At 31.1% G+C, this 12,912-nt stretch carries 13 protein-coding genes; 5 read left to right on the top strand and 8 right to left on the bottom strand.

Going from position 1 to position 12,912, the window contains the following annotated elements:
• Positions 1-327: 327 nt before the first annotated feature.
• From A33S_RS12305 to alsS, 6 genes are all read right to left on the bottom strand, one after another.
• Positions 328-420, bottom strand: coding sequence for a type I toxin-antitoxin system Fst family toxin (locus A33S_RS12305; protein WP_001791613.1), 93 nt, complete (start codon positions 418-420; stop codon positions 328-330).
• Between the two features lie 279 nt (positions 421-699).
• Entirely contained in the window at positions 700-810 is a 111-nt protein-coding gene (locus A33S_RS12550) for an SE2200 family small protein (protein ID WP_100223796.1), read from the bottom strand.
• Between the two features lie 24 nt (positions 811-834).
• Positions 835-2,334 carry an L-lactate dehydrogenase (quinone) gene (gene lqo, locus A33S_RS0110245; RefSeq protein ID WP_002451369.1) on the bottom strand — a complete coding sequence of 500 codons (1,500 nt, stop codon included), beginning with the start codon at positions 2,332-2,334 and terminating at the stop codon, positions 835-837.
• Positions 2,335-2,466: 132 nt separating this feature from the next.
• Positions 2,467-4,071 carry an L-lactate permease gene (locus A33S_RS0110240; protein WP_009385216.1) on the bottom strand — a complete coding sequence of 535 codons (1,605 nt, stop codon included), beginning with the start codon at positions 4,069-4,071 and terminating at the stop codon, positions 2,467-2,469.
• A gap of 34 nt (positions 4,072-4,105) precedes the next feature.
• Positions 4,106-4,810, bottom strand: coding sequence for an acetolactate decarboxylase (gene budA, locus A33S_RS0110235; protein ID WP_009385215.1), 705 nt, complete (start codon positions 4,808-4,810; stop codon positions 4,106-4,108).
• 32 nt (positions 4,811-4,842) lie between these two features.
• Entirely contained in the window at positions 4,843-6,507 is a 1,665-nt protein-coding gene (alsS, locus tag A33S_RS0110230; protein ID WP_009385214.1) for an acetolactate synthase AlsS, read from the bottom strand.
• Between the two features lie 1,081 nt (positions 6,508-7,588).
• On the opposite strand from alsS, the gene A33S_RS0110225 reads away from it, so the two are divergent.
• From A33S_RS0110225 to A33S_RS12545, 4 genes are all read left to right on the top strand, one after another.
• Entirely contained in the window at positions 7,589-8,284 is a 696-nt protein-coding gene (locus tag A33S_RS0110225; RefSeq protein WP_009385213.1) for an ABC transporter ATP-binding protein, read from the top strand.
• A complete protein-coding gene (locus tag A33S_RS0110220) occupies positions 8,284-9,057 on the top strand; it encodes an ABC transporter permease (protein WP_009385212.1) in 774 nt (257 codons plus the stop codon). Before A33S_RS0110225 ends, A33S_RS0110220 begins: the two co-directional genes overlap by 1 nt.
• 527 nt (positions 9,058-9,584) lie before the next feature.
• Positions 9,585-10,151 (top strand): hypothetical protein, encoded by a 567-nt coding sequence (locus A33S_RS0110215; protein WP_017176823.1) that lies wholly within the window; start codon positions 9,585-9,587, stop codon positions 10,149-10,151.
• A complete protein-coding gene (locus A33S_RS12545; RefSeq protein ID WP_420801857.1) occupies positions 10,126-10,368 on the top strand; it encodes a DUF6007 family protein in 243 nt (80 codons plus the stop codon). The genes A33S_RS0110215 and A33S_RS12545 overlap by 26 nt, the downstream gene beginning before the upstream one ends.
• A 211-nt stretch (positions 10,369-10,579) precedes the next feature.
• On the opposite strand, the gene A33S_RS0110210 is transcribed toward A33S_RS12545, so the two are convergent.
• Positions 10,580-11,734: an MFS transporter gene (locus tag A33S_RS0110210; RefSeq protein ID WP_009385210.1), complete on the bottom strand. Its 1,155-nt coding sequence runs from the start codon at positions 11,732-11,734 to the stop codon at positions 10,580-10,582.
• 371 nt (positions 11,735-12,105) lie between these two features.
• Between A33S_RS0110210 and A33S_RS0110205 the strand changes: the two genes are divergently transcribed.
• Complete coding sequence (locus A33S_RS0110205; RefSeq protein ID WP_017176821.1) at positions 12,106-12,447, top strand: winged helix-turn-helix transcriptional regulator; 342 nt, start codon at positions 12,106-12,108, stop codon at positions 12,445-12,447.
• A gap of 235 nt (positions 12,448-12,682) precedes the next feature.
• Here the strand turns inward: A33S_RS0110205 and A33S_RS12300 are convergent, their stop codons facing one another.
• Complete coding sequence (locus A33S_RS12300) at positions 12,683-12,784, bottom strand: type I toxin-antitoxin system Fst family toxin (RefSeq protein ID WP_000228874.1); 102 nt, start codon at positions 12,782-12,784, stop codon at positions 12,683-12,685.
• Positions 12,785-12,912: the final 128 nt, after the last annotated feature.

Genomic DNA, 12,912 nt, shown 5'->3' with positions numbered 1-12,912 from the left:
ATCTCCTATATCTTCATGTTCAATTTTTTGAAAAGTTTTAAGGTTATTAAAATATAAATAATCATTTTCAAAATCTTTGCTATATTTAGGTGATATAAATTTTAAAACACCTATAATTCTATTTTCATCTTCTATTATATTCAAATTTAAATCACATTCATTATGTTTATTTGTCTTTCTTATGTTAGATTGTATACTTTTGCATTTCTCTACTAACCAGTGTTATAATCTAGATAACGAAAATGATTAACAATTAATGCACCAATCCCCACACTACTGCAATAGTGTGGGGATTTTTTCGATGCTGGCTTATAAGTCGCCTATTAATTATTTGTTGCGTTTACTAAGCCAATAAGTATAATACGCAACAGCACAGCCACTGATGACTGGTGCTATGATGTGAACGAAAATGATTAGCAAAGTAATGCACCTCCTCTCTTCGTCAATTGACGCCTGAGAGATAGGCGACGCATATATTATATCATCTTCGAATATACGATGATATAAGACTTCCGATAAGTCATCTTACGTAGTGTTTTAAAACTGCTTGATTTCTTATAGTACTATACTTACAGAATCCAAAAACTTTATCAATGAAAAAAGAGATCTCATATATGAGACCTCTTTTTAATATCACTAAAAATTGAATTTGGCTTTATAAAATTAATATACGTAATAATTTTTATAAATATTTTGACTCTAATATTCTATGTTTGGTGCTTGGTTTACATGTTTTTGGTAACGTTTGAGTGCACAAAAACCAATAGCACTAATAATTGTTACTATTAATAATTTTTTCACGCTTAACATTCCTTTTTAGCATTGTATTGTAGTCTACTTATTGTTTTGATAGTAATTTAATTCTAAATCTTTTGATGTCTGTTGACGGATTTTTTTCATTAACGCAGTATCATTAATGAGTGATTTACCATAAGATGGAATCATTTTTTGTATTTTAGGCGTCCATTCAGATTCATATTCAGGGAAGTTTTTCTCAAGTACTTCTAAAGCTACAGATACTGAAGTTGATGCTCCTGGAGACTCTCCTAATAAAGCTATTACCGAATGATCTTCAGAATTAACAACTTCTGTACCAAACTGAATAAATCCTTTACCATATTCGGGAGTATCTTTAATCACTTGTACACGTTTGCCTGCAGTGTATAACTGCCAATCTTCATCACGTGCTTCTGGATAAAATGTACGTAAATGATTCATACAACCTTCTTTAGTCATTAATATTTGATCAAATGAATATTTGATTAAAGGTAGGTTTTTAGCAGCAGCAGATAACAATGTTGTAATATTATATGGTTTGACTGATTTAAATAAATCAAGATTAGACCCATTTTTTAAGAACTTAGGTCCCACACTAGCGAATGGACCAAATAATAATGTACGTTCACCATCAATATATCGAGTATCCAAGTGAGGTACTGTCATAGGTGGTGTGCCAGGTGGTTCTTTACCGTAAACTTTGGCATCGTGTTGGGCTATAATGTCTGGGTTAGTACAAATTAAAAATTGTCCTGTAATAGGGAATCCGCCCAAATGTTTACTTTCTGGAATTCCAGTTTTTTGTAATAGTGGAATAGCACCACCACCAGCACCAATAAATACATAATCAGCAAGTTCAGTTTGAACATCACCGCTGTTACGTTGACGCACTTTAACTTCCCATTTACCATCTTTTCGATGGTTAAAGTCTATTACTTCATGATTATATTGGACATTGGCATTAGGATGTTGTTCAATATTTTTAGCCATTTTACGAGTAAGCTCTCCAAAGTTAACGTCTGTACCTTCGTTAATCTTACTAGCAGCCATAATATCACTTGAGCTATGACCCTCCATCATTAATGGAACCCATTTTCTCATCTCTTCAATATCTTCTGTATATTCAATATTGTCGAACATTGGAAAATCCTTCATAGCATGATAACGATCCTTTAAGAATTGAACGTTATTTTTACCTCTAACAAAACTAATGTGAGGTAATGGTTGAATAAATTCTTTAGGGTTGGAAATACTATTATTTTTAACTAAATGACCCCAAAATTGTTTTGAAATCTCAAACTGTTCATTAATTTCTTTTGCTTTTTCTATATCAATTGATCCATCAGGTTGTTTCACTGTATAGTTCAATTCACATAAAGCAGCATGACCAGTTCCAGCATTATGACGCTCATTTGAACTTTCGATACCAGGACGATCTAAACGTTCATATAGTTTTATATTCCAACTTGGTTCTAATTCTTTAAGCATAGAACTAAAAGTTGTGCTTAAAACACCAGCGCCAATAACAACAACTGTTTTTGACTCTTTTGTATTCATAATTGACTCCCTTCTTTTAAGTACAAATATTAGTGTAATACAAAACATACAGAAATTAAAATACTTATTTTTAATAAGAACTATTCTTTTATGGAATAGATACATGTTCTGTAATATTATTGTTATTTCTACTTAGCTTATTAATAAGCTAAGTAGAAAGGTCCAGATGCATACAAATACTAATAATCCTATACTAAAGCGCATTGTCATTTTCATTAATTGTGATTCATTTCCTACTTCATTAACTGCAGCAGTAGCTATAGCTATAGATTGAGGTGATACAATTTTAGCCGTAACGCCACCAGCTACGTTAGCTGCCACAAGTAAGGACCCTTTAGCACCAATTTGTCCAGCAACAGAGGCTTGTATTGGAGCAAACAATGCATTGTTATTTACAACTGATCCAGTCATAAATACACCTATCCAACCTAAAATTGGTGATAATAGTGGAAATATAGATCCAGCTTTAGCAATACCTTGGCCCATAGCACTACTTAATCCGCCATAAGTCGTTACTTTAGATACAGCTAGGATAAAACATATTGTTAATACAGAAATCCATAGTTCTTTCACTGTTAATCCTAATAGTTTCCCAGCAATTTTAAAATTCATGTTATTTGCAATAATAATAGTCAAAATAGCTGTAATTAATATAGCTGTACCGGTTTGTGCAATAAAATTAAAAGTGAGTACATTTGGTGCGTGCGTTACGTCATTCATCGTACCAGGTACATTAAAATTAATTACAAGAGAGTGTAATAGTCCTTTCTTTTCAAATAATCCTTTAAAGAATGATGAACTCCATATAAGTACAATAACAGTTAAAATGATGAAAGGACTCCATGCATAAACAATATTTTTGAATGAATGTTTAGCTACACGTTTAGGTTCTTCATTTTGTTGTAATCTAAATATGTTTTTAGGTTGAAACTTACTAGAGAATAATGCTAGTGCAACCATAGCTGCCAATCCAGGTATAATATCTGCAAGTTCAGGACCTGCAAATGATGTTATAATCACTTGTAAAAACGTATAAGTTACAGAAACAACTAAAATAGATGGTAATATCTCTTTAATTCCTTTGAACCCATCAATCATAAATATTAATAAGAAAGGCACAAAGAAACTAATAAATCCTAGTGTTAAATTACCCACGAGTGCTACCTCGGTAGCAGAAACATCACCTGATAAATTTAACGTATCAACAATAGCTACTGGAATTCCTACTGCACCGTAAGCCCCAGCGGCAGCATTACCTACTAAACAATACATAGCTGCCTCTAAAGGTTTGAATCCCAGCTGCGTAAGTAATACAGCGCATATAGCAATTGGTACACCAAATCCGGCTGCGCCTTCTAAAAATGCATTAAATACAAAACCGATTAGTAATAATTGAATACGTTGATCTTGTGAAATACTAGCTATACTGTCTTTAACAACATCAAATTGACCACTTTTGGTAGAAATTTTATACAACCATACGGCCATAATAACTATAAAACCAATGGGAATAATACCTTGATAGAAACCTTCAAATGTAGCTCCTCCAGCAATGCTCAATGGTAATTTAAAAACTAATAATGCTACTAATATTGTTATAATCAAAGTTGTTAATGCAGCATAAACACCTTTCATTTTAAATACTGTTAAACACAGTAAGAAAAGAATGATTGGTATAGCAGCAACAATTGAAGATAACAACAAATTATGAAATGGATCAAATGAATGCACTAACAAAGCAATTTATACTCCTCTTTTAATTTTTAAGATACTATTCTGCTTCTCTAATTTCCTCTGCAATATCTTTATAATCAATATCCGTCTTATTAAAGATTTCATCATTGATTGGGAAATGTTGTTCGAATGTTTCGAAGTTCTGAATTTCAACCTTAGCATCTTCTATTTCAAAGTCTAGCACATGGCCGCCGAAGTTACGATCATCATTCGCAAAGTGTATATGAAATCCTGAAGATCCAATACCATGGAATAGTTCGGGCGTAAAGAAACCAACAGCAGTTCCTTCAACATACGTTTCAGTTTGTTCGGGTTGTCTGCGTGCCGAATCAATTAATCGTGTATATGGCGGCTCTTGTCCAGGCATCATGCGAACGTGCATTTTTTTGAATACTCCAGAAATTTTAACAGCTGAAAACAAGTTTTCACTCATCATGTTTTCTTTAATTTCGTCAAAAACATCGTCAGATGATTTATCTTTAGTTTGGTATGTTGTATCTGCCTTGAATTTCGTCACTGTCGCATAAGGTGTTAATTCATCACCTTTTAATTCAATAAAATCTTTATGTTCATTAGCATGGTAAGCCTTACCATCCACAAATATCACTTCTCCATTCGATCCCGTTAAAGTCGCAATACCTAAATCTCCATGTTTTAATATTTCATTAATTGAGGCAGTACCTTTTAATAGTCCTGCCATCAATGTTCCTAATGTACCGTGTTGATATAAGATATTAGTCATAAAAGATTCACTCCTCAATTACTATTTGATTATTAATTAAATGCATCAGGCAACATATTGGTTGAAAGTTTCATATTATCTTTATAATTTACAGGTATATCAATGACTACAGGTCCTTGAATTTCATAACCTTTTTTAATCGCATTTTCTAATTCTTCTTGATTTGTTACACGCATTCCTTTTGCTCCAAAGGATTCTGCATATTTCACAAAATCAACTGAACCAAAGTCTACACCTGACGAACGTTCATATTTCATTTCTTCTTGGAATTCAACCATATTATATTTACCATCATTCCAAATTAATTGAATAATATTCAATTTTTTACGAACTGCTGTTTCTAAATCTTGTGATGAGAATAAGAAACCACCATCACCAGCTACTGAGACAACTTGTTTATTCGGTCTTACAAGCGCTGCTGAAATCGCCCATGGTAATGCTACACCTAACGTTTGCATACCATTACTGAATAATAAGTGTCTTGGATGATAACTTCTGAATTTACGTGCCATCCAAATATAATGACTTCCGACATCGACAGTTACCGTAGTATCGTCTGTTAAAACTTTTTGCATAGATTCGATAACTTCAATTGGATGTAATATTCCATCTTCATGTATTGCTTTAATACCTGTTTTATCAATAATGTATGATCTTAATTGTTCTAATTCATCTAAGTGCTGTTCATTAATAAATGGTTCATGCACTTTTTCTGAAATCATTTCGATTGTTCCAGAAATATTACCTATTAATTCTTTCACTGGTTGCATATTATTAGTGATTTCAGCTGGAACTTCATCAATATTGATAATTTTTGTATCTAATTCTTTATTCCAATTACTTGCTTCATATTCAATTGGATCATAACCGATTGTGATGACTAAATCACTTTTACGTAGTAATTCATCACCCACTTGATTACGGAATAATCCAACACGACCAAAGAAATGATTTTCAAGTTCTCGGCTAATAACACCGGCACCTTGGAATGTCTCTACAACTGGTAAATTTGTTTTTTCAACTAACTTACGAATTGCATTTGTTTCATCTACGCTGGAACTTCTCATACCCACTAGAAGAACAGGGAATGATGCATTTTTAATTGTTTCAATTACATCATTAATATCTTGATTACTTGGGACACCTAAATCTGGTTTTTGACATAATGATATGGCTTTAGATTCAACAGGTGAAGAAATCACATCTTGTGGAATGCTAACAAAACTGGCACCATTTTTACCTGAAGTTGCTGTTCTCATTGCATTTGTAATGACTTCTGATAAAGATTCAGGATCTTGTACCTCTACACTATATTTTGTAGATGATTTTAATAAGGCTGCATTATCAATGCTTTGATGTGTCAAACGTAATAAATCATTACGTTTGACTTGTCCACCTAACGCTAGTACAGGGTCGCCTTCTGAAGTTGCTGTTAATAATCCGGTTGTTAGATTACTCACGCCTGGACCACTTGTAACAAGAGCTACACCAGGTTTACCAGTTAATCTTCCTATACCTTGTGCCATCATTGCCGCATTTTGTTCGTGACGTGTAACAATCAATTCTGGACCATCATCTTCAAGTGCATTAAATAAATAATCAATTTTCGCTCCTGGAATACCAAATACATATTCCACACCATTATTTTTTAGAGTATCAATAACTATGTTAGCTGCATTATAATTTTTATTAGCCATTTACGTTCATTTCCTTTCAAGTTTCATATTACATGTCTATATCTACTAGTTTGATATACATTCAATGAAAATTCAATCACATTGAATTTTCAGGTTCTGTTGCAAAGTAAAATTAGTATACAATACTATGCAAATATAAAAAATAAATGTTATTTTAACGATAAATCATTTATATATATTGATTGTTTTTGCATTTATTTGTATTTATATTACATTATTTTTCACTTTGCAACAGAACCAGATATTTTTTATTGATTTGACAATCTTTATTAAAGGCCTAGGATATATAGGATTTCATTTTTTTGTATTTTTTGTATGAAACGCTTAAATATCTAATTTAAAACCAACATAAAAAACGCTAGCTTTTTCGCTAACGTTTTAAAAAGAATATCAAAATTTATCATCAAATTTCTTCGTCAATTTCATCAATCATTTGATGATTAATTTTAATTTTTCTTATTCAGTTTAAACAAAAATAACAGCTAAAGTGCTAGCCGTTATTACTTAAATAGAGAACAGAAGGTTCTGTTGCAAAGTTAAAAATCATGTAATATTTATACTGAAAAACGAAAAATAATTAATACTAACAAAACTCTTTACTGTTAAAACAATATTTGCTTTTATAGTTTTGTATAGATGTGCATATAATTTTAACTTTGCAACAGAACCGGCATTGTTTTGTAAAAAAACAAGGTTGTTTTGTGTAATATATCACAGAATAGTATACTGACAAAAAAGAAAAAATCAAGTATTTCAAAAATTTATTGAGAGACAAATGCATTTAATAAGGGAATGTAACACGTTTTTATTTTTAACTCTAACTCTTCAAGCATTTTAGAGGTTTGGCAATCAAGATTGCTAGCCATTATTCATTAATTAATATAAATGAATAAAAAATGAGTTGAACATTTACTTGATAAATTAGTGATTAGTTATATTTTTATCTTTGCAACAGAACCATCTTTTTGACAATATATACTTTTTATAATTTAAATAGTATCGATATCACACTAATTATATATTTATAATTGTTTGTGTGGTAATATTAATATATAAGCCACAAAATCAAAAGGGGAGTATTATGGAATTGTTAACTTTGAACGAAATTAGTAAAAACATCAAAAGTAAAAAGATTCTAAAAGATGTATCCTTCACACTTAGTAGTGGGGATATTATTGGTTTAGTAGGTGGAAATGGTGCAGGCAAGACAACATTAATGAAAGTTATTTTAGGTCTATCTAGTTATCAATCAGGAACTCTGAAATCACATACTTCGAACAAAAGTAATGATATAGGTGCTCTAATTGAAAACCCTGGTTTATATCCATTTCTTACTGGTTTTGAAAATATGAAGCTTATTAATGAAGATAAAGACACGAGTAATATTCAGCAAATTGTTGATAAGTTAGAAATGAATGATTTTATACATAGTAAAGCAAAAACTTATTCTTTAGGAATGAAACAAAAGTTAGGCATCGCTCTTGCTCTTTTAAATCACCCCCAATTAGTTATCTTAGATGAACCGATGAATGGCTTAGATCCAAAAGCTGTGAAAAATGTGAGAGAAACAATTATAGACTTTAAAAATCAAGGTGTAACTTTTTTAATATCTAGTCACATTTTAAGTGAACTTGTTAAAGTTACAGACTCAATTTTAATTATTGATAAAGGTGAAATTATTAAAGAGACTACTATGGAAGAATTGAACCAATCAAATGAAAGTGATTTAGAAAACATATTACTTAATATTATTGATCATAAGGGGGAACAATCATAATGGGCACTTTAATTAATCAAGAACTTTATAAGATATTTAAAAAGAAATCATCCATTATTATCCCAATTATAATCTTTATTATAATGATTGCTATGGCAGTCTTAAGTAATAATTATGAAGATATACTTAAGCCAGAATCACAGTTCAAACAAGGGTATACAGGATTTGCTTGGATTATCTTCTTAATGATTATTCAAGCGGCAACCATAATCACTATGGAATTCCACTACGGTACAATTAAGAACTTACTTTATAGAAACTACTCAAGAATGAGTATTATTTTAAGTAAATTTATCGCTTTATTTATTTATTCATTAATATTATTTATTGTTACTACCTTGATAAGCTTAGGTTTAAAATTAATCCTATTCTCAGATATGGATATTTTAAAACAATCTGGGGACAATTTATCACTGTTACAAGAGCACTTATTAACTGCTTTAGCTACTTATATTGGTATGTGGTTAATATTGAGTTTAACATTATTAATTTCTTGCCTTTTAAAATCACCAGGTGTTTCGATTGCTGTAGGAATTGTCTTTTACTTTGCTTCTTCTGTTGTTTCAGGCATACTATTTGCGGCAATTGCTCAATGGGAATGGTTAAAATGGAATCCTATCAACATGTTGAATTTAAGTACACAAGTATTAGATAACGAATTATTCAAAAAAATGACTAAACTAGAAATGCACGAATTATATATTGGTAATGTTGTCTATATTATTATCTTTTTAGCATTGGTAATTTATGCTTTTAAAAAGAAAAATATTTAAAGACATTTCATATCTAAAAAGTAATATTCAAAGTAGTTGATAGTAGACGATATTTTCTTTTATAGACTCTCTTTCAAATAGGACTGGTGAGCTAAAACACAGAGATTAAGCAGCATAAAGTTGCTTAATCTCTTTTTTAGGATTAGCTACAAAAAGATTTATACATAAAATGATACGATTGCGTAAATTACCATAAATCTTGTGGAAGATGACGGTTTTACAAGATTAGATTTGGCTTTCTGATTTTTAGTTTTAAGTGAATTTAATTCTATACTTTGAGCAGAGGAAGCTAACAGATCATAAATTAATTGTAATAAATTTATGATCCGTTACAATATTGTGACTGTTTTGTAAGCGGTTTAAAAATCTACTTTTTTCTTTATACTAAAATTGTAAAAACAATTATTTTTAAAAGGAAATTTACAATGAAGAAGATTTCACTTATTTTAATTTCTTGTTTAGTTACTTTTGCAACGTTATTTAGTCCTGTAACGTAAGCAGAAGAGAATAAAACCTCTGAAAATAAGGTGTTAAACAAAGATGATGTAGAAAGAGTCGATTTAAACCAAGTTCAAAATCTTGATGCAACACTTAAAAAACACAAATTAACACAAGAGAATTTGTTGAATAATAACTATAAAGTTAAAAAAGATAATGTAGGTTTTATCAATGCTAAAGATGAAAATGGTGTATATTACAATTACTATTTAGAAGGTAATAAAATTGAATATTATATTATTCAAAAGAAATTATCTAATGGAAATTCTACTTTTACTTTATATGATATTAATAACAATTACATTTTAAAATCTGAGGCAAATAATAATGGTGATATAGTTAATGAAAATACAGCTGTAGATAATGGTGTTACAACATATGCTATAAATAAAGCTGCACTTAAGTGGGCATGTATTTTCTCTAGTTATTCAGCTTGCATTGGGGTGTCATTAGGAGCTGGTGCAGCTGGTGCTATGGTTAGCGGACCATTTGGTGCTGCTACTGGATTCGCTGGAGGAGCTGCTTGTAGATACATTTTCCAAACAGCTGTTGAAAAATTCGGCGGGGAAGATGCAGCATGTAAAGTACTCTCATAAAAAAATAGGTGATCTTATGGAAAATCTAAAAAAATCTTTATTATCTTTAGGATGGTGGGATTTATTGTTTACTATCCCGATGTTCCTTTTATTTATATACTTACCGACTTATAATTTCTTAAGTATAGTATTAAACATTATTATTGTTTTCTTTTTTTCTATGGGACTAGTTTTAACAACTCATGCATTATGGAGATATATGAAAGGTCAAGATTAATCTTGACCTTTCATATGTTATTATATATTCTGTTCGGTTCTGTTGCAAAGTTAAAATTATATGCACATCTATACAAAACTATAAAAGCAAATATTGTTTTAACAGTAAAGAGTTTTGTTAGTATTAATTATTTTTCGTTTTTCAGTATAAATATTACATGATTTTTAACTTTGCAACAGAACCATTATTTTTCTATAGATATGTTGACCACCTATTTAGTATTAAGAAAAGGGATATTACCTCTAACAATAGGTAATAAAGATATTAGAGCAATAATAGATAAAATTAAACCGACCCATAATGGAGAAGCTAATCCAAATCCAGCCTCAATAGCGAACCCACCAATCGCAGGACCAAATGTATTCCCTAAATTAATCATCGAATTATGGACACTGGCAACTAATGTACCTGTACCACCAACTCTAGTTACACGAATGGCTAAAGCAGGATTCATTGATAATCCTACAAAACCAACAGTGATTATTGAAATTACAGCAATCATAGGAAGTTCTGTAAAAAGTCCAAATACCACAAAGGTAACTGTCAAGACGCTAAGTCCTACAACTAAAACTGAAATCATATAAGTATCAGCCAATCGACCCACAATAACATTCCCTATTACCATTGCTATACCATAACCAGCAAGAATATAAGGAACGGTTGTCGATTTAACTCCCGAAATACTAGTTAAAATTGGTGTAAAGTAACTAAATCCTGTAATAATTGCACCTATAACTACCATACTTGTTACATAAGCCGCCCATAAAGAATAATTTTTAAATAAACCAAGTTCTTTTCGAACACTGGTCTGTTCTTGTTGAGCAACAGATGGAATAAAGATATATGCTAATATGCCTGCTAATAAAACTAATAAGGCAATAGTCCAAAAGCTAGCGCGCCATCCAAAATATTGTTCTACCATAATAGTAATTGGAAGACCAGCTGCGGTTGCCAGCATTAAACCACCCAAAACAATGGAAGCAGCACGTCCGCGAGTATGCGCACTCACTAATTGAAAAGCAATCGCCATACATAGACCAAAACAAGCAGCAGAACTAATTCCCGTAATTAAACGTGCTACGAACATTATCTCATAATTGGGTGCCATCGCCCCAAGTATCTGACCTATTAAATACACAAAAGTAAGAGTCAACAGGGCTTTTTTTCGAGCCACTTTAAGTAAAGCTAAGGTAAGTATGGGGCCTCCGATGACCATACCTGCCGAATAAGCTGAAATAAGGTAACCAATAGAAGAGATAGATACGCCAAACTCTTCCGAAAGAACTGGCATTATACCAGCGACCATAAATTCTGATGTTGTTTGTGCAAAAATAAGTAATCCTAATACATAAATTACAAAGGGCATTTAATCAACTCCAATTTCAAATATTTACCTAAAAGTACGAAAAATGATAGAACACTGTTCATTACAAGATGAAATAAATGGAAGGTATATTGTTTCTTTATATGTACAAAGTATTTTGTACTTTATAATAATTATGCCGATCTAAATTCAGATTGAAAAGTAGACATATCTTTCATACTTAGTATGTTAAAAGGTACTAATTCAATCACGTACGATATAATAACTCCTATTTTTTGTTAAATTATCCATATATACAAAACAAGAAATCTATCAGGCTAATTTATTATTTTTGTTCTTTTCATTTGATATGATTAATATACTTAGTACGAATTTATGATTATACATTGTTATTTTAAAGGGGAGATACTCTGTTGGATGAACAATCAAAATATAGAATTGTTACCACGCTTCAAGCAATTGGTAGTAAGTGGAAGCCTTATATATTATTTATTCTTTTAGTAAAAGGCACAAAACGTTTCGGGGAATTGAGACATTTAATTCCTGAAATAACACAGGGTGTACTAACGCAACAACTTAGAGACTTAGAAAGGGATGGCCTAATCACTCGTGTTGTTTATCACGAAATCCCTCCAAAAGTAGAATATTCTTTATCTAAACATGGAAAATCATTGGAGCCCGTATTAAGTGCTATGTGTGATTGGGGATTTATCCATGAGGAATTCATAAAGGGAATACGAAAGGAACGGAAATAAAAGTTATACATAGATATATTTGAACTACTCCCCCATTGATGAGAATATAATCAAAATACTTTTTTTAATTACAGAATTAATCAGGTTTTAAGTCTTTCTTTTTTGTTTTTGATCTTTTGCATTCCTATCCACTATGGTGTTATAATATATTTAACAAGAGCTTCGTGTATTATATGCACCAATCCCCTCACTACTCGCAATAGTGAGGGGATTTTTAGGTGTTGACTAATATCGCCTATTTTTTCTTATTGTTACGTGTACGTAGCCAATGCGTAAATAACGCAACAATACAACCACTGATGACTGTGGTCGTGATGTGAACAAGAGCTTCGACCATCTGATATGCACCTCCTCTCTGCGTCTGAATTGACGCCTGAGAGATAGGCGACTTATATATTATATCATCTCCGAATATACGATGATATAAGACTTCTGATAAGTCATTTTATGTTATATCTTTGCTTT

It is taken from the genome of Staphylococcus massiliensis CCUG 55927 (assembly GCF_000298075.1).
Lineage (GTDB): Bacteria > Bacillota > Bacilli > Staphylococcales > Staphylococcaceae > Staphylococcus > Staphylococcus massiliensis.
The sequence above is the reverse complement of the archived record's forward strand: the minus strand, read 5'-3'. Positions and strand labels throughout refer to the sequence as shown.